Below are 20098 nucleotides of genomic sequence, written 5' to 3' on the forward strand. Positions count from 1 at the left end.
GTCAGGAGTGCAGATGGAGTTACGCGTACGCCACAGACATGCCGCCGCGGCCGCGGGAGTAGCTGCCGCGGCGCTGGTCCTCGCCGGGCTTCCGGCCGGCGCGGGAGCGGCCGGCGACACCGTCTCCGCCAGGAGTGCCCATACGGCCTCCGCGGTGAGGACCGTCACCCTCGTCACCGGCGACCGGGTCGTGACGGACGGCACCGGACAGGTCTCCGCGGTGGAGCGGGCGCAGGGCCGCAAGAATGTGCCCTTTACGATCCGGGTCGTGGCCGGGCACACTCGGGTCGTCCCGGGTGACGCCGAACTACTCCTGGCGCAGGGCAGGTTGGACCCGCGACTGTTCGACGTCACACAGCTCGTCCAGGACGGCTACGACGACGCGGTCCGCTCCGACCTCCCGCTGATCGTCACGTTCCGCGGCCGGAAGGCCCCGTCGACGAGCCCGTTCACCGAGGCCGGGGCACGGATGGGACGCGAGCTGCCCGTCGTCAACGGCCGGGCGATGCGCTCCGCGAAGAAGCGCGGCGCCGGCTTCTGGAAGGCTGTCACGCACAACTCCGCAGCGGGGACCGCTCAGTTCGCCGCCGCGGCCGGGGTGGAGAAGCTGTGGCTCGACGGGCGGCGCCGGGCCTCCCTCGACAGGAGCGTCCCGCAGATCGGCGCGCCGGCCGCCTGGGCGGCGGGATTCGACGGCACCGGAACCAAGGTCGCCGTGCTGGACACCGGCATCGACACCGGCCATCCGGATCTCGCGGGAAAGGTGGTCGCCGAGCGGGACTTCAGCGGCACCGGAACCACCACCGACAAGTTCGGCCACGGCACCCATGTCGCGTCGACCGTGGCGGGCAGCGGGGCGCAGTCGGACGGGAAGTACAAGGGCGTCGCGCCGGGCGCAGAGCTCCTCAACGGCAAGGTCCTCGACGACCTGGGCGGTGGCACCGACTCCGGGATCATCGCCGGCATGGAGTGGGCGGTGGCCCAGGGCGCGGACGTCGTCAACCTCAGCCTCGGCGGCCCCGACTCCGCCGGCGTCGACCCGATGGAGGAGGCCGTCGACCGGCTCTCCGCCCAGTCCGGCGCGCTCTTCGTCATCGCGGCCGGCAACGACGGCGAGTCCGGCGAAGGGACCGTCGGCTCGCCCGGCAGCGCCGCCTCCGCGCTCACCGTGGGCGCGGTCGACGATTCCGACGCGCTCGCCGCCTTCTCCAGCCGCGGCCCGCGGGTCGGCGACGGCGGGGTCAAACCCGACCTGACCGCGCCGGGCGTCGCCATCACCGCCGCCTCGGCCGCGGGCAGCGTCCTGTCGGAGTGGTACCCGTCCGACATCCCCGGGTACCTCACGATCGAGGGCACGTCCATGGCCACCCCGCACGTCGCGGGCGCGGCCGCGCTGCTGGCCCAGCAGCACCCCGACTGGAGCGGTGAGCGCCTCAAGGCGGTGCTGACCGGTTCCACGAAGCCGGGCGCGTACAGCTCCTACCAGCAGGGCACCGGACGGGTCGACGTGGCCCGGGCGCTGGAAGAGAGCGTGGTCACCGAGCAGGGACCGCTCGACTTCGGCGTCCAGCAGTGGCCGCACGGCGACGACAAGGCACAGACCCAGCGCCTCACCTACCGCAACCTCGGCTCCGAGCCGGTCACCCTGGACCTGTCCGTCGACGCCTACGGAGTGGACCAGAAGCCTGCCGCCGAAGGCATGTTCACCGTCTCCCCGCGTCGGGTCACCGTCCCGGCGGGCGGCGAGGCGAGCGCCGAGGTCACCGCGGACACCCGCGCCGGCACCGCGGACGGCAGCTTCGGCGGCTCGGTGACGGCCGCCTCCGCCGACGGCAAGGTGCGGGTGCGGTCCGCCGTCGGTGTGGTCCGCGAGGTGGAGTCGTACGACCTGACGCTCAGGCACATCGACGAACAGGGCGCTGCGACGGGCGACGCCGTGACCTCCGTGGCGGGTCTCACCGGTAGTTTCTACGCCGACTACGCCGACGAGCGCGACGGCGAGCTGACGGTACGGCTGCCCAAGGCCGACTACATCCTGACCGGCGTGATCCACCCGTCACTGTCCGCCCCCCGGCACGCCGTGCTGGTCCGGCCCAGGCTGCGGCTGGACCAGGACACGACGGTCACCGTGGACGCCCGGCAGGCGAAGCCGGTGGACATCGCCGTGCCCGACCCGACGGCCGTGAACAACGACGCCGCGGTCGCGATCGGCTACCGGCGGGGCGAGGGCCTGGACGACGCCTTCCTGCAGTTCCTGCTGCCCACCTTCGAGGGCTCCCGGTTCGGGCGGCTCGGCCCCGACGAGCCGGTGCAGGGGCTCAACTCCACATACTCCGGCGGCTGGACCGGCAAGGACGAGCAGGGCGGGCCGGTCGGCTACCACCTGGGCTGGTACCGGGAGGGCGACCTGGACGGGTTCACCGCGAACGTCGGACGCGGGCAACTGGCCAAGGTGGACCTCCAGGTCGGCGCGGCGGTCGAGGGGCGGCGCGTCCAGGCAGAGGTGACCGCGCACCTGCCCGACGGCCGGTTGCTGAGCGGCTTCACCGACGCGCGCGGGCAACTGCCGTACCGCAGCACCGAGTACATTCTCGGCAACGGCGTGAAGTGGTCCCTGCGCACCTGGCAGCGCTGGGGCGAGGGCCCGGACGCACCTTTCGAGGGCTTTTTGATGCGCTTGCCGAGGACTTGGCAGGCCGGCCGCACCTACCAGGAGCGCTTCGGGGTGGGCGTCTTCGGACCGGTCCTCAGCGCCTCGGCGGACCTCGGTCCGGCCAGGGGCTACCCCGGTGCCGCCCGCGACGGGAACACCCTGAGGGCCTTCCTGCCACTGTTCGGTGACGGCTCCGGGCACTGGGGCCTCAGCGAGGCGACCACGACGACGAGCAGGCTGGAGGCGAACGGCAAGGAGATCGCCGACGATCACGACCTCCCGCCGACCCTCGGTCTCACGGAGTACACGCTGCCCGCCGAGGACACCGCGTACCGGCTGGCGGTCGACAGCTCCCGTGACCCGGCCGTGTATCCGGTGAGCACCCGTGTCCACGCCGAGTGGACCTTCCGCTCGGCGCGAACCGCCGCGGGCGAGTTCACCGCCGTGCCGCTGTCGACGGTCCGCTTCAGCCCCGCGCTGAGCCTGGCCAGTACGGCGAAGGCGGGCGGGCCGTTCGAGGTGCCGTTCACCGTCGAGGGCGCGGCGGCGGGTCAGCGCCCGGCGAAGCTGGCCTTCCAGGTGTCGTACGACGAGGGAAGGACCTGGCAGCCGGCCCGGTCCGTCGGCGGCACACACCTGTCGCTGAAGCACCCGGCGACGGCGGGTTCGGTCTCCCTGCGCGCGGAACTGACCGACCGGGCGGGCAACACCCTGACCCAGACGATCGAGAGGGCCTACCTGACCACTGCCTGACCACTGCGTGACGCCCTGCGGGTGCACCTGTGCCCGGGACGGCCTCATGGCTGTCCCGGGTCAGGTGCACCCGCAGGACAGGAACCACAACCGCCCCTTTCGGCAGGCCTGTTCACCGGCTGGAGGCCGTCTACCCGCGCCGGGCGAGGCCGGGCACACTGGAGCGTCGGCACCGTGGCGCGAGGCTCGGCACCCGCTTCGCTGCCGCACAGCACGGCACCACAGGGCACGCGGGCACCGCACGTCCCGCGACCGCAGAGGCGTGCTCCGCACACCTCACCTACCGCTCGGGGGCTTCCGTGATCAGAGCACGCCGTACCGGGACCAGACGTCCACGACTGATCGCCTCGCTGGTGAGTCTGCTGGTGGGGAGCGCGCTCGCCGTGTCCGGCACCGGCGCGGCGGCGGCGCCCGCGGGCGGCTCCGCGCCCTCCGCCGCATCGGTGTCCGGCGCGGCCTCGGCCCTGGCGGCCCTGGGGGTCGCCGGGACGACCTGGGCCATCGACGAGCGCACCGGGCGGTTGCGGGTCCTCGCGGACTCCGCGGTCGCGGAACCGGACCTGTCCAGGATCCGCCGGACCACCGGGCGTTACCCCGGGGCCGCGACCGTCGAGCGGCTCGACGGCCGACTGCGCACCCTCGTGTCCGGCGGCGACGCCGTCCACGCCCCCGGCCGGCGCTGCTCCGCGGGAGTCAACGTGCGCGCCGGCACCGCGTACTACTTCGTCACGGCCGGCCACTGCACCGACGGCCTGCCCACCTGGTACACCGGCTCCGACCTGACCACGGCGATCGGCCCCACGACCGCAACCAGCTTCCCGGGCAACGACTTCGGTGTGGTGCGGTACGCCGACCCGGACGTGCCGCACCCCGGCACCATAGGGACTGTCGACGTCACCGGGACCGCGGCCGCCCAGGTCGGGCAGAGCGTCTGCCGCCGGGGGGCGACCACGGGAGTGCGCTGCGGTGTGGTCACCGCGCTGAACGCGACCGTCAACTACGGGGACGGCAGCACGGTCTCCGGCCTGATCCGCACCAACATCTGCGCCGAGCCCGGCGACAGCGGCGGCCCGCTCTACGCCGGGGACAAGGTCATCGGCATCCTCTCCGGCGGCTCCGGGAACTGCTCCTCGGGAGGCACCACCTATTACCAGCCGATCCAGGAAGCACTGAACGCGTACGGGCTGTCCGTCTACTGACGGGGCGCCCGGCTCCTGCTCCCCCGTCCGTCCAGGGAGCACTCGTTCACCGAGGCCCGGGTCTGTGCCCCGGCGGGCCGGGCCAGGGTCCGGGAGGCGGGTGGCCGCGGGCCCGTCCCCAGCCAGCGTTCGAGTGCGGTGAACGCCGTGCGGTAGCAGGGCGCGAGGGGGCGCAGCCGGTCCGGGAACAGGTCCACCAGGGCGTCGGTGTGGGTGCCGCCCTCGACGCGGTAGTAGCGGAACAGTCCGCCGCGTCCGGCCTCGCGCACCATACGGGCGTAGACGTCGGAGTCCTGGCTGATCGGCAGCAGGACGTCCAGGGTGCCGTGCAGGGTGATCAGCGGCTTGCCGATCCGTCCGGTCAGGGCGATCTTCGCGACGGCCCGCCGGACCTCCTCCGGCCGGGCCGCGTAGTCGTAGTCGGCGTCGCAGGCCGGGGTGCCCGTCGTGCAGTACGGCGTCCCGGCCTCGGTCGCCCCGTCGAAACCGGGGTCGAGCTCCTCGCGGTAGATGCGCTGGGTCAGGTCCCAGTAGACCTGGTGGTGGTACGGCCACAGGAACTCCGACCCGGCCGGGAAACCGGCGGCGTGCAGGGCCTCCTGCGCCTGTCGGGCGCCGGCGCCCCCGGCGGCGTAGACCGGGTAGTGGCTCAGCGCCCGGGGCAGGAAGTCCAGCAGGGTGGGTCCGTCGGGGCGCCACAGGGTGCCCTCCCAGTCGACGCCCCCGTCGTAGAGCTCGGGATGGTTCTCCAGCTGCCAGCGCACCAGGTATCCGCCGTTGGACATGCCGGTCACCAGGGTGCGCGACGGGGGGCGGTGGTAGCGCCGGGCGACCGTGGCCCGGGCGGCCCGGGTGAGCTGGGTCAGCCGGTCGTTCCACTCGGCGACGGCGTCACCGGGTGTCCTCCCGTCCCGGTGGAAGGCGAGGCCGGTGTTGCCCTTGTCGGTGGCGGCGTAGGCGTAGCCGCGGGAGAGCACCGCGTCGGCGATGGCACGGTCGTTGGCGTACTGCTCGCGGTTGCCGGGGGTGCCGGCGACCACCAGTCCGCCGTTCCACCGGTCGGGCAGGCGGATGACGAACTGGGAGTCGTGTCCCCAGCCGTGGTTGGTGTTGGTGGTGGAGGTGTCTGGGAAGTAGCCGTCGATCTGGATGCCGGGCACTCCGCTCGGGACGGTCACGTCCTTCGCCGTCAGTCCGGCCCAGTCGGCCGGGTCGGTGTGCCCGGAGGCGACGGTGCCCGCCGTGGTCAACTCGGGCAGACACGCCGCCTGTTGGCGCTCGGCCCCCGGCACGCGGAGCTGCGTGCGGTGCGCGCAGTGACCGCCGGACCCTTCCGTCGCGGCGGTGGCCGGCAGAGGGGTGAGCACGAGGGCGGTCAGGGCGAGGACGGCAGGAGCGCGGCGGTGCCGGGGACGGGAGGGAGAGCGGGAGGAGCGACGCATCAGTGTGCCTCCGAGGACGCGTACGAGGATGCGCGGGACACTAGGGCGCCTTCTGCGCCCCGGGACATGGGGTGGTGAACCACCGTCAGCCCACCGGTGGTGGTGCAGGACACCATGTCGGATCGAGGATGGGGTCCTGTCCCGCGAGCGTGGGCGTGACTATGGGCGGCCGTCACACAGCGCGTCCCCCGGTCCTGGCGGCACAGCCCATGCCGGGGCCCGCGGACGGCCCTCGATGATGCACGCCACACCCGTCAACGGGCCCCGCCCGGACCTCAGGAGGCAGTCGTCATGGGACCGTCGCACCCTCCGATCCGCCGTACCAAGGGTCACCGCTCCAAGGGCCACCGCACGAAGGGTGACCGCGCGAAGGGCCGCCGCCGCCTTGCGGGCCTCCGCCGCTGGGTCACCGCTGTCGCGGGGACTCTGGCCCTCACGGGCGGCCTGCTCGCCCTCGGCCCCCAGGCGTCCGCCGCGGGCCTGACCGAGGTCACCGGCTTCGGCAGCAACCCCGGCAACCTGTCCATGTACGCCTACGCACCGGCCGGCCTGCAGTCCGGCGCCCCGCTCGTGGTCGCCCTGCACGGCTGCACGCAGAGCGCGAGCGACTACTACGCCCACTCCGGCTGGCCGAAGTTCGCCGACCGCTACGGTTTCGCGCTGGTCCTCCCGCAGACGAGCAGCGCCAACAACGCCAACTCGTGCTTCAACTGGTTCGAGCCCGGCGACAGTTCGCGCGGCCGGGGGGAGGCGCTGTCGATCAGGCAGATGGTCGACAGGGCCGTCTCGCAGTACGGCAGCGACACCCGGCGCATCTACGTCACCGGCCTGTCCGCCGGCGGCGGGATGACCGCGAACCTGCTGGCCGCCTACCCCGACGTCTTCGCGGGCGGGGCCGTCGACTCCGGCCTGCCCGCGTACTGCGCGAACACCGTGTCCGCCGCGTACACCTGCATGTACAGCCCGCCCGACAGGACGCCCGCGCAGTGGGGCGACCTGGTGCGCTCCGCGGCGCCCGCCGGCACCACCTCCTGGCCGCGGGTCGCCGTCTGGCAGGGTTCGGCCGACACCACGGTCCGGCCCGCCAACGCCACCGAACTCCGCGACCAGTGGACCGACGTGTGGGGCATCGGCCAGACGCCTTCGCACACCGAGGAGCTGGGCGGGGGCACCACCCGGACCGTCTACGACGACGCCTCCGGCCGGCCCGCGGTCGAGGTCTACTCCGTCTCGGGCATGGCGCACGGGCTCGCGGTGGACCCGGGCAGCGGCCCCGAGCAGTGCGGCACCACCGGCACGTACTACCTCGACACCGTCTGCTCCAGCTACCACACCGCCCGCTTCTGGGGCCTGGACGGCGGCGGACCGGACACCGGCGCCCTGCCCGCGCCCACGGGACTGACGGTCACCGGGACCACCGACACCACCGTGGCCCTGAGCTGGGACGCGGTGCCCGGCGCGGTCTCGTACACCGTCCGCCGGGGCGGTACGGCGGTGGGCACCACCACGTCCACGGCCTACACCGACACCGGCCTGTCCACCGGGACGGCGTACGGCTACACGGTGGCGGCCGTCGACCAGGCCGGCGCGGCGGGTGCGGCCTCGGCTCCGGTGACCGCGACCACGACGGGGTTCACGCCCACGTGCCACACGGCGAGCAACTACGACCACACGACCGCCGGACGGGCCCACCAGAGCGGCGGCTACGCCTTTGCCAACGGCTCCGACGAGCCCATGGGCCTGTGGAACACCTTCACCGTGCACACCCTGGAGCAGACCGCACCGGGCCACTACGTCGTGGCGGACTCCGGCTGCCCGGCCGGGCCGTCTCTCACGGCACGCTGACGCCGGAGCGGTACGGCTCAGGCCCCGCCGAGAAAGGTGAGGCGCACCTTGCGCTGCGGGTTGTCGCGGTTCGTGTCCACCAGGCACACCGACTGCCAAGTGCCCAGCTCCAGATGCCCGTTCACCACCGGCAGGGTGGCGTGCGGGGGCACGATCGCCGGGAGGACGTGGTCGCGGCCGTGGCCGGGGCTGCCGTGGCGGTGCTGCCAGCGGTCGTCGGCCGGGAGGAGGGTGTGGAGGGCGGCCAGGAGGTCGTCGTCACTGCCGGCGCCGGTCTCGATGATCGCCACGCCTGCCGTCGCGTGCGGGACGAAGATGTTGAGGAGGCCGTCGCGCCCCGCCGCGGCCTCCCGCAGAAAGGCCTCGCAGTCGCCGGTGAGGTCGACGATCCGCTCCGACGAACCGGAGGCGACGTTCAGGACTCGGGTGGTGAAAGCGTCTGACATGCCCCCATCCTCACCCCTGCCGCCGGATTCACGCGTCCTACGTCGCCCTCCGAGCGCCCCCCGGGAAGATCCACGACCTCGTCCCGGTTGGTAGAAGCGTGAACAACACGCGCGAGGTCGAGGTAGTCGTCATAGGCGCCGGTCAGGCAGGTCTGTCCAGCGCCTATCACCTGCGTCGCACCGGTTTCGAGCCGGAGCGTGACTTCGTGGTGCTCGACCACTCCCCGGCCCCCGGCGGCGCCTGGCAGTTCCGGTGGCCGTCGCTGACGTACGGCAAGGTCCACGGGATGCACGCGCTGCCGGGGATGGAGCTCACGGACGCCGATCCGGGGCGGCCCTCCTCGCAGGTGATCGCCGAGTACTTCGCGGCGTACGAGCGGGCCTTCGACCTGCGCGTACGGCGGCCTGTCGACGTCCGGGCGGTGCGCGAGGGCAGTGACCGCAGACTGCTCGTGGAGACCTCGGACGGCACCTGGTCCACGCGGGCGCTGATCAACGCGACCGGCACCTGGGACCGGCCGTTCTGGCCGCGCTATCCGGGCCAGGAGACCTTCCGGGGGCGGCAGCTGCACACCGCGCAGTACCCCGGGCCCGAGGCGTTCGCCGGGCTGCGGGTGGTCGTGGTGGGCGGGGGCGCCTCCGGCACCCAGCACCTGATGGAGCTGGCCCCCTACGCCTCCGCCACCACCTGGGTGACCAGGCGCGAGCCGGTGTTCCGTGAGGGGCCCTTCACCGAGGACGTGGGGCGGGAGGCGGTGGCGCTCGTCGAGGAGCGGGTGCGGCAGGGGCTGCCGCCGAAGAGCGTGGTGTCGGTGACCGGACTGCCGTTGAACGACGCGGTCCGGCAGGCGATCGCGGACGGGGTCCTGGACCGGCAGCCCATGTTCGACCGGATCACGCCCTCGGGCGTGGACTGGAACGACGGGCGGCACGTGGACGCCGACGTGATCCTGTGGGCGACCGGGTTCCGGGCCGCCATCGAGCACCTGGCCCCGCTGAGGCTGCGCGAGCCCGGCGGCGGGATCCGGGTCGAGGGGACGCGTGCGGTCACCGACCCCCGGGTCCATCTCGTCGGATACGGCCCGTCGGCGAGCACCATCGGCGCCAACCGCGCGGGCCGTGCGGCCGTGCGGGACATCAGGCGGCTGCTGGCGGAGGTACCCGCGCCTGCTTGACGGGCCGTCAAATACGGCCGCTCAGGACGAGTTCCGCTGATTCTTTTCGAACTCGGCGACGTTGCGCCGGTGTTGTTCGAAGCTGTTGGTGAAGCGGGTGTCCCCCGGCTTCACCGTGACGAAGTACAGCCAGTCCCCCGGTGTCGGGTTGATCGCCGCACGCATCGCATCCTCGCCCGGGTTGTCGATCGGGGTCGGCGGCAGACCCATGCGCTGGTAGGAGTTGTAGGGGCTGTCGATGCGGAGGTCGGAGCCGGTCGTACGCAGGGTGGAGCGGTTCAGCGCGTAGTTGATGGTGGAGTCCATCTGCAGGGGCATCCCGCGCTCCAGGCGGTTGAAGACGACCCGGGCGACCTTCCCCATGTCGGCCTTGTTCGCCGCCTCGGCCTGGACGATGCTCGCGATGGTGACGGCCTGGTAGACGTTCATCGCGTTGCGCTGGGCACCGGCCGCGATGGGAGCGCCGTTGAACTTCTTGTTGGCGGTGTCGACCATGAACGAGAGCAGCGCCTCGGGTGTCGTCTTCCGCCCGCCCCGCTCCAGTGGGTACGTCGCCGGGAAGAGGTAGCCCTCCGGGTTGCCCTCCGCGTCGGCGGGCAGCTTGAGGTCAGCCTTGGCCAGGGACTTCTTGGCGGTGCCCGGCGGCCGGCCGAGGGCCTTGTCGACGGCGTCGTAGACCTGCCCGGCCCGCCAGCCCTCCGGGATCACCAGGGTGGTGGACTCCTTCTCCCCCTCGCCCCGCAGGCTGAGCAGCGGCACCGCCACGGCGGTTCCGGCCACGACGGCCCCGGTCGCGATGAGGACGAGTCGGCCCCGGCGCGTCAGTCGAATCGTTCTCCGTGGCGGAGTGTTCCTGTGCATGCGGGCACGGTAACGCTCGTAACGTTACAAACCGGGCATATCTTCGGCTTGTCGGTCTCGTTTCAGCTGGTCGGTTCCAGCTGCGCGTCGTCGCGCACCGGCTCCAGCCGGGCGTCCCGGCGCACGAGCTCCGCGTACCGCCCCTCCTGCGCCAGCAGTTCCTCGTGGGTACCGCGCTCGGCCACCCGACCCGAGTCGAGGACCACGATCTGGTCGGCGCCACGGATGGTGGACAGCCGGTGCGCGATGGTGAGCGTGGTGCGGTTGGCCGAGAGCGCGTCGATGGCCTGCTGCACCGCGTGTTCGGTGCGGGTGTCCAGCGCGCTGGTCGCCTCGTCCAGGATGAGGACGGGCGGGTCCCGCAGAATGGTCCGCGCGATGGCCAGGCGCTGCTTCTCGCCCCCGGAGAAGCGGTGGCCGCGCTCGCCGACGACGGTGTCGTACCCGTCCGGCAGCGAGGCGATGTGGTCGTGGATCTGGGCCGCCCGCGCCGCCTGCTCCAGCTCCTCTTCGGTGGCGTCCGGCTTGGCGAAGCGCAGGTTGTCGGCGACCGAGGCGTGGAAGAGGTACGTCTCCTGCGAGACGACCCCGATGGCCCGCGCGAGGGTGTCGAAGTCCAGGTCGCGCACGTCCACCCCGTCGAGGGTGACCCGGCCGCCCGTCACGTCGTAGAGCCGCGGGACCAGATAGCCGAGCGTGGACTTGCCGGCGCCGGTCGGGCCGACGACCGCGAGACTGCTGCCCGCGGGGACGTCGATGTCGATGCCGTCGAGGACGGGTCCGCGCTGATCGCCCTCGGCGTCGTAGCGGAACTCCACGTTCTCCAGGCGGACCTCGCCCTTGACACGGTCGAGGTGGACCGGGTCCTCGCGCTCGGTGATGTCGATCGGCAGGTCGAGGTACTCGAAGATGCGCTGGAAGAGCGCGAGCGAGGTCTGGATCTGGACGCCGGTCGACAGCAGGCTCACGGCCGGGCGGAACAGGCCCTGCTGGAGTGAGACGAAGGCGACGATGGTGCCGATCGAGATGTCGGGGCCGCCGGACTGGAGGGCGATGCCCGCGGTCCAGTAGATGAAGGCGGGCATCGCGGACATGACGATCCCGATGACGGCCATGCGCCAGCGCCCCGCCATGTTCGACCGCACTTCGAGGTCGACCAGACTCTCGGACTCGTCCGAGAAGGACCGGGTCAGCGAGTCGGAGCGGCCCATGGTGCGGCCGAGCAGGATGCCGCTGACGGAGAGCGACTCGGTGACCGTGGCGGCCATCGCGGCCATCTGCTTCTGGCGCTGGGTGGTGATCTTCTTGCGTTCGTTGCCGACGCGGCGGCTGATCCACACGAACACCGGGAGCAGCAGCAGCGAGACGACGGTCAGCCGCCAGTCGAGGGCGATCATCGCGACGATCGTGGCGACGACGCTGGTCAGGTTGGAGACCAGGGAGGTGGCCGTCGAGGTGACGGTGGCCTGCATGCCGCCGATGTCGTTGGCGATGCGGGACTGCACCTCGCCGGTGCGGGTGCGGGTGAAGAAGGCGAGCGACATGCGCTGGAGGCGGCCGTAGACCGCGGTGCGCAGGTCGTGCATGACGCGCTGGCCGACCGTCGTGGAGATGAGGGTCTGCAGGACGCCGAAGATGCCGGTGAGGACGGCACTGAGGATCATGCCCAGCGCGAGCAGGGTGAGCAGTCCGGTGCGGCCCTCGGGGATGGCCACGTCCAGCGTTTCCTTCAGCAGGAACGGGGTGGCCACGGTGACGAGGGAGGAGGCGCCGACGAGCAGGCCGACGACGGCGAGCCTGGCGCGGTAGGGCTTGAAGAGCCGGAGGATGCGGCGCACCTGACGGGGCTGTTCGGTCGAGGTGCCTGGTGCGGGGGTCCAGTCGATGTGATCGCGGGGCATGGTCTCCTGCGGAGGGTGAGAAGAAGAGGACTGACGGAGCCTAGCTCATTGTTACCTATACTCACAATGAGCATGGTCCTGATATTGTTCCCGCATGACCACGCCGGATTCCGACAGCCTGCTCGCCGAGCAGTTGCTCAGGCTCACGCGCCGGGTGCACCGCATCCAGAAGCGCCAGCTGCACGAGCGCGGTCTCGGCGTGACCCCGGCCCAGTCCCGGCTGCTGCGCACCCTCGCACACTGGGAGACGCCGCCCCGCATGGCCGATCTCGCGGAGCGGCTGGAAGTGGTGCCGCGCGCGGTGACGACGCTGGTCGACGGTCTGGAGGCGAGCGGCAAGGTGCGCCGGGTGCCCGATCCCGCCAACCGACGGGTGATCCGCGTCGAGGTCACCGAGGACGGCGCCAAGACGCTCCACGAGCTGCGGAACGTGCGCAGGGCCGCCGCGGAGGAGATCCTTGCCCCCCTGTCGGGCGAACAGCGTGCGGTACTGGGCCACTTGCTGGACACCCTGGCGGACGGGCCGTGCTGAACGGGGTGTGCCCCACTTCGTGAAGTGGGGCACACCCCGTTCAGCACGGCCCGTCCGGGGACCGGCGTCAGCCGGCCTCGGGCACCGGCTCCCTGGAGGACTGCGCCGGCTCGGGTTCGTCCTGCCCGGCGGGCACGCCCTCGCCGCCCAGCACCTTCTTCGCCCGCTCGATGTCCAGCGCCCCCTCCCAGCGGGAGACCGCGAAGACCGCGACGCAGTTGCCGAGCAGGTTCGTCACGACACGCATCGAGTCCATGATGCGGTCCACGCCGAGGAGCAGGGCGACGGCACCGGCGGGGATGGCCCCGAGCGAGGAGGCGGTCGCGGACAGGGCCAGGAAGGCCGAACCGGGGATGCCCGCCATGCCCTTGCTGGTCAGCATCAGCACCAGGACCACGGTGATCTGCTGGCCCAGGCCGAGGTCGACACCCACCGCCTGGGCGATGAACAGCGTCCCGATGGAGAGGTAGAGCGAGGCGCCGTCCAGGTTGAAGGAGTAACCGGTCGGCAGCACGAGGCCCACGGCATCGTCGCGGGCGCCGGCCCTGCGCAGCTTCTGCATCACGCGGGGCATGACGGACTCGGTGGAGGCGGTGCCGAGCGCCAGGAGCATCTCCTCGCGGATGTAGCGCAGGAACTTCCAGAGGCTGAGCCCGGTGAGCGCCTTGAGCGCGACGGCGAGCAGCACGATGAAGAGCGCGGCGGCCGCGTAGCACAGGACGATCAGCTTGGCGTAGGTCTCGATGACGCCGAGGCCGTACTGGCCGATCAGGACGGCCATCGCACCGAACACCGCGATCGGCGCGAGGCGCATCACGAAGCCGACGACCGCGAAGATGATCTCCTGGGCCTGCTCGATGGCCGGCAGCACCTGCGGGACCCTGGCGTGGCCGAGGTGCAGCAGCGCGGCGCCCACCAGACAGGCCAGGACGAGCACCTGGAGCAGGGAGTTCTCGGCGAAGGCGCCGATGAAACTGGTGGGCAGCGCGTTGACGACGAACTCGGTCGTCGAGGGCAGGTGCCCGCCGCCGGTCTTGGCGTCGACGGCCGCCGAGTCGAGCGTAGCCGGGTCGACGTGCATCCCCGAGCCGGGCTGGACGATGTTGGCGGCGAGCAGGCCGATGACCAGCGCGAGCGTGCTCGCGACCTCGAACCAGACCAGCGCCTTGAGTCCGATCCGGCCGAACGCCTTCAGGTCACCGGCCTTGGCGATGCCGACGACGACCACGCAGAACACGAGCGGCGAGATGATCGTCTTGATGAGCCGGGTGAAGCCGTCGCCGAGCGGCCGGAGGTCCGAGGCGAAGCCGGGCCACAGCTTCCCGACGAGGACGCCGAGCACGAGCGCGCAGGCGACCTGCGCGAAGAGGGAAGTACGCAGTATGTGTGCGACGCGTCGCGGCAGGGACGGTACGGACGGCGGCACGGGCACTCCTTGAGCGATGGGGGGACTCGCAGAAGTCCGGGGAAGCCCCAGGCAGCCCGGAGAGACCCGGAGAGGCTCGAAGGGGCTCGAAGGGGCTCGAAGGGGCCCGGGGGAACACTTCTGCGATACGGAAAGCGGCTTCCGTGGGGATCACTCTGGAGGGGGCGTTGATCACGCGCGAAACCGTCGCGTTTCGGCCGTGTAAATGACGCTGCCTGTGACGCACCGCACACAACACGCCTCAGCAGCCTCTGCGTTGCTCGGTCAGCACCCCCTGGACGGTGGTGAGGGAGAGGTCGTAGCAGCCGTCCGAACCGCGGATCCGGTAGCGCTCACCCGTCGTACCGACCGCGTGCCGCTGGTCGCGCGGGACGTTGATCGTGTACGTGGCGTCGCCCGCGTAGGTGTCGTCGAGCCGGTACCACGCCGTGCGGTGACCCGCTCGGTGCACCGTGACGTCCGCGCGGTCACCGAGGCTCAGCACCGTGCGCAGCCGGTCGCCGGCGCCGATGGTGGTCGTGCCGTCCATGGAGTAGGTGCGGTGGGTGCGGGTGGTCCTGGCCGGGCCGCGGCCGTCGGCGGTGACCGACTCGTCGTCCGTCCAACTCGCCTTGAGCGCGTCGGGGTTCTCGCCGTCGGCCCAGCGGTGGGTGGAGGTGTTCGCCAGGGAGCGGCGGACGGTGGTCGTGACGCGGCCGTGCGAGGTGTCGACGTATCCGGCGACGGTGAGCCGATGGGCGCCCTCGGTGTCCACGCGATGCTCCGAACCGGGCGTGTAAGTCGAGGAGTTGGCGAGATCACCGTTCGCGTGCGTGGTGAGCTTGCCGGTGACGTGCGCACGCCCCGCGTCCTGCCAGACGAGGACGTTCACGTGGGTGCTCCAGCCCGGCTGCCCGTCGGGGACGCCGACGACCCGGACCTCCACGCGGTGCGGGCGCCCGTCGTTGAGGATGCCGGCGAAGGGGGTCAGGTCGTATTCGATCGGCTTGACGTCGAAGGCACGGGGGCCCGGAACGACGTACCAGAGAAAGGGATTGGACCAGCCGCCGGTCCACACGGTCGGGAACGGGGCGGCGATGCCCGCGAGTCGGCCGTCCACCTCGATCTGCACCTCGCGGTAGGGGCCGCCGTCGGCCCGGCAGGAGTACGGGGCCTCCGACGGCACCGCCAGGTACCAGTACTCCTCGCAGCCGCCGCCCGAGCCGGTGGCGTACACCTCGGCGACGATGCGCTCGCTGTTGCGCGGGGTGGCGAGGGTGCCCTGATCCAGCGTCAGCACACGGTCCGGGGCGGGGGCCTCGCGGCCCGGGTAGAAGGTGAGCGTGACCTTCACGTCGATGATCCCGGTGTACGTGTCGTCGACGACGTTCCCGATGAGCATCTCGACGTCGTGCCTGCCGCGGAGAGTGTCGCCGTAGCGCGTGACGTCCTTCTCCACGGACCACTCGATGCCGTCGGGCGAGGGCTGCGGCGTGGAGGTACGGAAGATCTCGACCCCGCCGACGTGCAGATACCCGAGCCGGTCGAACTGCCGTCCCTTGACCTTGCCGTCCATGCGCAGCACGACCTTGCTCCAGCGGTCGCCGCAGCCCTTCGGCGGTGCGTAGGTGCCGGTGTACGGGGTGAAGTCGCGGAACCGCGCCTCGGCGACCGTGACCTGGCAGGACCTGCCCGGGGGCCTGGAGACGGGCGGGGCTGCGGTCATGGGGTCGTGCCAGTCGGTGCCGAACTCGGCGGGGACCGGGGCCGGTTGGGCCTGCGAAGGGAGGGCCTGCGGAGGTGGAGCCTGCGCGGACTGGGCGGGTGCCGCACCGAGCAGGGTGCTCGCCAGGAGGGTCGCTCCCGCGAGCATGGACATGACGATCCGTCTCTTCATGGCCGTGTTCTACGGGGAGTCGGCCGTCTCCCGCAATGACGCCTCATCGACCGGCCTCGTCCGGCTTGTTGGGCTTGTGGGGTCCGGGCGGCTTGTTCGGCGGGGTGCCCGCCATCGGTCCGGTAGCCGTGGGTGGCGAGGAGCATCCTCCAGTGGTCCGCGGGAAGACCCGCAGCCGGATCTGTTCGACGCCGGGGAAAACCTGTTGCCTCCGAGCACGCTCTGCCGCGAACCTTTCACGGTTTGCAGCCGCCGTGTGCGGCTCCCTCCCACCCCCCTGACACGAGCCACTGGGACGTCACACGTCATGCAGATCCAAGACCTTCCGTATCCCGACCCGGGAGTGCCGGACGCCCGCTCGGGCTCCCGGTTCCTGTGGTGGCTCTTCAGGAACCAGCTGGGCGGACAGCTCAAGTCGCTGGCCTGGGGACTGCTGCACTTCCTGTCGATCTCCGCGCTGCCCCTGTGCGTCGGGGTGGCCGTGCAGGCGGTCGTCGACCACTCCGGCCGTCGGCTCGCCCTCGCGGGCGGCCTGCTCGCACTGTGCTGCTTCGGCAGCGCGCTCGGCGACACCTTCCTGCACCGCACCGCCGTCACCAACTGGATCACGGCCGCCGCACGCGTCCAGCAGCTGCTGGCCCGCAAGGCCGCGAACCTGGGCTCGGCGCTGACCCGGCGGGTGGCGGCCGGCGAGGTCGTGGCCGTGTCCACCGGCGACGTCGAGAAGATCGGCTGGTTCGTGGAGGCCTGGTCACGGTTCACCGCGGCGGCGGTCACCCTCGTCGTGGTCTGCGCCGGCCTGGTCGTCTACCAGCCGGCCCTCGGCGGACTCGTCGCCGTGGGCCTGCCGGTCCTGGCCCTCGCGGCGCTGCCGCTGCTGCCCCGCGCGACCCGGCGCGCCGACTTCCAGCGCGAGAAGGCCGGACGCGCCACCGAACTGGCCTCCGACACCGTCGCCGGACTGCGAGTGCTGCGCGGCATCGGCGGCGAGGAACTCTTCCTCGACCGCTACCGCAGGGCCTCCCAGGAGGTCCGCCACGCGGCCGTGCGCAGCGCCCGGATGTGGTCCCTGATCGCCGCGATCCAGGTACTGCTGCCGGGACTGCTGCTGATCGCGGTCGTCTGGTACGGCATCCATCTGGCCCGGCAGGGCCGCGTCGAGATCGGCGAACTGGTCGCCGTCTACAGCTCGGTCATGATCCTGACCTATCCGCTGCGGCACTTCGAGGAGATCGCCATGGCGTACTCCTTCTCCCGGCCCTCGGCCACCCGGGCCGCCCGGGTCCTGTCGCTGGAGCGGGCCACGTCCGCGGAGGGCTCGGGCGGGCTCCGGGGCCGGGCCGGCGACGACCTGCCCACCGGTGACCTGTACGACCCGGCCACCGGTCTCCTGGCCCCCGCAGGCCGGCTCACCGCGGTGGTCTGCGGCGACCCGGACGCGGCGGGGCTGCTGGCCGAACGCCTCGGCGGGCACCCTTCCGAGAAGGGCCCGTCGGTGCGGCTGGGCGGGGTGCCGCTGGACGAGCTGCCGCTCGACTCGGCGCGCACGGCGGTCCTGGTCCAGGACAAGGACCCCGTCCTGCTCTCTGGAACCCTGCGCGACCTGCTCGACGTGCCCGCCTCGGGTGACGTCGGCGCCGAGGAGGCGCTCGCGGCCGCGCAGTGCGCGGACGTGCTGGCGGCGCTGGTCCAGGGGTCCCTGGACGCCGGGGACCCGATGGACGCCCGCATCACCGAACGCGGGCGCTCCCTGTCGGGCGGCCAGCGCCAGCGGCTCGCCCTGGCCCGGTCCCTGTTCACCGACCCGGAGGTGCTGGTCCTCGACGAACCCACCTCCGCCGTCGACTCGCACACCGAGGCACGTATCGCGCAGGGCGTGCGGGACCTGCGGACCGGGCGCACCACCGTGGTGTTCACCTCCTCGCCGCTGCTCCTGGACCACGCCGACCGTGTGGTGCTGGTGCACGAGGGGGAGGTCGTGGCGGTCGGCGTGCACCGTGAGCTGGTGCGCAAGGAGCCGCGGTACCGGGCGGTCGTCACCCGCGAGACGGACGAGGAGACGGCGTCGGGCGCGGTGCCCGACCAAGGCGTGGACGGCCGTGACGAAGCAGGTGTCCTGCACGAAGCAGACGTCCTGCACGAAGAAGGTGTCCTGCACAAAGTGGACGTCCTGCACGAACTGGAAGAGATCGAGGAGAGCGCATGATCGGCGTGGCGCCACCGGCGTACGACCCGGCGGCACCGACGACGGCGAACACCCTGCCCGTCGGGGCCACCGCGACCGTACGCGCCTACGTGGCCGAACTGTTTCAGCGGCACCGCCGCGCCTTCGCACTGCTCGTCGGCGTCAACACCGTCGCCGTGGTGGCCTCCATGGTCGGCCCCTGGCTCCTCGGCGACCTCGTCGAGCGGGTCTCGGACGGGACCCGGGAGATCCACCTGGAGCTGACGGCCGCGCTGTTCGTGGTCGCGCTGATCGTCCAGGCCGTCTTCGTACGGCAGGTGCGGCTGCGCGGTTCGATGCTCGGCGAGCGCATGCTGGCCGACCTGCGCGAGGACTTCCTCGTGCGGGCGGTCGGCCTGCCGCCGGGCGTTCTGGAGCGGGCCGGGACCGGTGACCTGCTGTCCCGGATCACGACGGACATCGACCGGCTCGGCAACGCGATGCGCGAGGCCGTGCCCCAGCTGGCGATCGGCGTGGTGTGGGCGGCCCTGCTGCTCGGCGGGCTCGTGATCACCGCGCCGCCCCTGGCCGCAGCCGTACTGCTCGCCCTGCCGCTGCTGGTGATCGGCTGCCGCTGGTACTTCAGACGGGCGCCCTCGGCCTACCGCTCGGAGGCCGCCGGATACGCCGCCGTGGCCGCCGCGCTCGCGGAGACCGTGGACGCCGGACGCACGGTCGAGGCGCACCGGCTGAGCGCGCGCCGCATCGAGCTGTCCGAGCGGCGGATCAAGGAGTGGACGGCCTGGGAGCGGTACACCCTGTGGCTGCGGTCGGTGCTCTTCCCGTGCATCAACGTCAGCCACGTGATGATCCTCTCGTCGGTGCTGATGGTCGGCGGTGTCTTCGTCCTCCAGGGCTGGATCGACGTGGGCCAGCTGACGACGGGCGCCCTGATCGCGCAGATGCTGGTCGACCCGGTCGGGCTGATCCTGCGCTGGTACGACGAGCTGCAGGTGGCCCAGGTGTCGCTGGCCCGGCTGGTCGGGGTCCGGGACATCGAGCCGGCCGGCGGTGACGCCGGTCTCGCTCCCGAGGGCCGGGACGTCCACGCCGACCGGGTGCACTTCGGCTATCTGGAGGGCGTGGACGTCCTCCGCCAGGTGTCCCTGGAGGTCGCGCCCGGCACCCGGGTGGCCCTGGTCGGCCCCTCGGGCGCCGGCAAGTCCACCCTGGGCAGGCTGCTGGCCGGCATCTACGCTCCCCGGGACGGCCGGATCACCCTGGGCGGGGCCGAACTGTCCCGGATGTCGGCGGAACGCGTCCGTGAGCACGTGGCCCTCGTCAACCAGGAGCACCACGTCTTCGTGGGCTCGCTGCGCGACAACCTCCTGCTCGCACGGACGGACGCCACGGACGCCGAGCTCTGGGCGGCCCTCGGCGCGGTCGACGCCGACGGGTGGGCACGGGCGCTGGACGACGGCCTCGACACCGAGGTCGGCTCCGGCGGACTCACCGTCACCCCGGCCCAGGCCCAGCAGGTCGCACTGGCCCGGCTGGTACTGGCCGATCCGCACACGCTGGTCCTGGACGAGGCGACGTCACTGCTGGACCCCCGGGCGGCCCGCCACCTGGAACGCTCCCTCGCCCGCGTCCTCGACGGCCGCACGGTCGTCGCCATCGCCCACCGCCTCCACACCGCCCACGACGCGGACGTCATCGCCGTCGTGGAGAACGGTCGCATCACCGAACTGGGCAGCCACGACGAACTGGTCGCAGCGGAGGGGGCGTACGCGGCGCTGTGGAGGTCTTGGCACGGGTGAGGGGG

The 20098-nt window shown here is 72.2% G+C and carries 13 protein-coding genes; 7 read left to right on the top strand and 6 right to left on the bottom strand.

Going from position 1 to position 20098, the window contains the following annotated elements; genetic code table 11:
- The first annotated feature begins 13 nt into the window (after positions 1–13).
- Entirely contained in the window at positions 14–3406 is a 3393-nt protein-coding gene (locus EHS43_RS04205; protein ID WP_125189157.1) for a S8 family serine peptidase, read from the top strand.
- Positions 3407–3705: 299 nt separating this feature from the next.
- Positions 3706–4605 carry a S1 family peptidase gene (locus EHS43_RS04210; RefSeq protein WP_185806104.1) on the top strand — a complete coding sequence of 300 codons (900 nt, stop codon included), beginning with the start codon at positions 3706–3708 and terminating at the stop codon, positions 4603–4605.
- On the opposite strand, the gene EHS43_RS04215 is transcribed toward EHS43_RS04210, so the two are convergent.
- On the bottom strand, positions 4599–6047 hold the full coding sequence (locus EHS43_RS04215) for a tannase/feruloyl esterase family alpha/beta hydrolase (RefSeq protein ID WP_125189158.1): 1449 nt from the start codon (positions 6045–6047) through the stop codon (positions 4599–4601). The genes EHS43_RS04210 and EHS43_RS04215 overlap by 7 nt on opposite strands.
- Positions 6048–6338: 291 nt before the next feature.
- Between EHS43_RS04215 and EHS43_RS04220 the strand changes: the two genes are divergently transcribed.
- Positions 6339–7892 (top strand): PHB depolymerase family esterase, encoded by a 1554-nt coding sequence (locus EHS43_RS04220; RefSeq protein WP_125189159.1) that lies wholly within the window; start codon positions 6339–6341, stop codon positions 7890–7892.
- Between the two features lie 17 nt (positions 7893–7909).
- Here the strand turns inward: EHS43_RS04220 and EHS43_RS04225 are convergent, their stop codons facing one another.
- On the bottom strand, positions 7910–8338 hold the full coding sequence (locus tag EHS43_RS04225; RefSeq protein ID WP_125189160.1) for a secondary thiamine-phosphate synthase enzyme YjbQ: 429 nt from the start codon (positions 8336–8338) through the stop codon (positions 7910–7912).
- Between the two features lie 98 nt (positions 8339–8436).
- On the opposite strand from EHS43_RS04225, the gene EHS43_RS04230 reads away from it, so the two are divergent.
- Positions 8437–9513: an NAD(P)-binding domain-containing protein gene (locus EHS43_RS04230; protein ID WP_125189161.1), complete on the top strand. Its 1077-nt coding sequence runs from the start codon at positions 8437–8439 to the stop codon at positions 9511–9513.
- A 21-nt stretch (positions 9514–9534) separates the two neighbouring features.
- On the opposite strand, the gene mltG is transcribed toward EHS43_RS04230, so the two are convergent.
- Both mltG and EHS43_RS04240 read right to left on the bottom strand, forming a co-directional pair.
- On the bottom strand, positions 9535–10374 hold the full coding sequence (gene mltG, locus EHS43_RS04235; protein WP_125189162.1) for an endolytic transglycosylase MltG: 840 nt from the start codon (positions 10372–10374) through the stop codon (positions 9535–9537).
- Between the two features lie 62 nt (positions 10375–10436).
- Positions 10437–12275, bottom strand: a complete 1839-nt coding sequence (locus EHS43_RS04240; protein ID WP_125189163.1) for an ABC transporter ATP-binding protein — start codon at positions 12273–12275, stop codon at positions 10437–10439.
- A gap of 94 nt (positions 12276–12369) precedes the next feature.
- Here EHS43_RS04240 and EHS43_RS04245 point away from each other — a divergent pair, with 94 nt between their 5' ends.
- Complete coding sequence (locus EHS43_RS04245) at positions 12370–12807, top strand: MarR family winged helix-turn-helix transcriptional regulator (RefSeq protein ID WP_125189164.1); 438 nt, start codon at positions 12370–12372, stop codon at positions 12805–12807.
- A gap of 67 nt (positions 12808–12874) precedes the next feature.
- Here EHS43_RS04245 and EHS43_RS04250 read toward each other — a convergent pair whose 3' ends face one another.
- Both EHS43_RS04250 and EHS43_RS04255 read right to left on the bottom strand, forming a co-directional pair.
- Positions 12875–14233 (bottom strand): cation:dicarboxylase symporter family transporter, encoded by a 1359-nt coding sequence (locus EHS43_RS04250; RefSeq protein WP_125189165.1) that lies wholly within the window; start codon positions 14231–14233, stop codon positions 12875–12877.
- A gap of 241 nt (positions 14234–14474) precedes the next feature.
- On the bottom strand, positions 14475–16109 hold the full coding sequence (locus tag EHS43_RS04255; RefSeq protein WP_125189166.1) for a peptide-N4-asparagine amidase: 1635 nt from the start codon (positions 16107–16109) through the stop codon (positions 14475–14477).
- Between the two features lie 307 nt (positions 16110–16416).
- Between EHS43_RS04255 and EHS43_RS04260 the strand changes: the two genes are divergently transcribed.
- Positions 16417–18315: an ABC transporter ATP-binding protein gene (locus EHS43_RS04260; protein ID WP_125189167.1), complete on the top strand. Its 1899-nt coding sequence runs from the start codon at positions 16417–16419 to the stop codon at positions 18313–18315.
- Complete coding sequence (locus EHS43_RS04265) at positions 18312–20093, top strand: ABC transporter ATP-binding protein (RefSeq protein WP_125189168.1); 1782 nt, start codon at positions 18312–18314, stop codon at positions 20091–20093. Before EHS43_RS04260 ends, EHS43_RS04265 begins: the two co-directional genes overlap by 4 nt.
- The last annotated feature ends 5 nt before the right edge of the window (positions 20094–20098 follow it).

Source organism: Streptomyces sp. RP5T (assembly GCF_003933965.1).
In the GTDB taxonomy this organism is placed as follows: Bacteria; Actinomycetota; Actinomycetes; order Streptomycetales; family Streptomycetaceae; genus Streptomyces.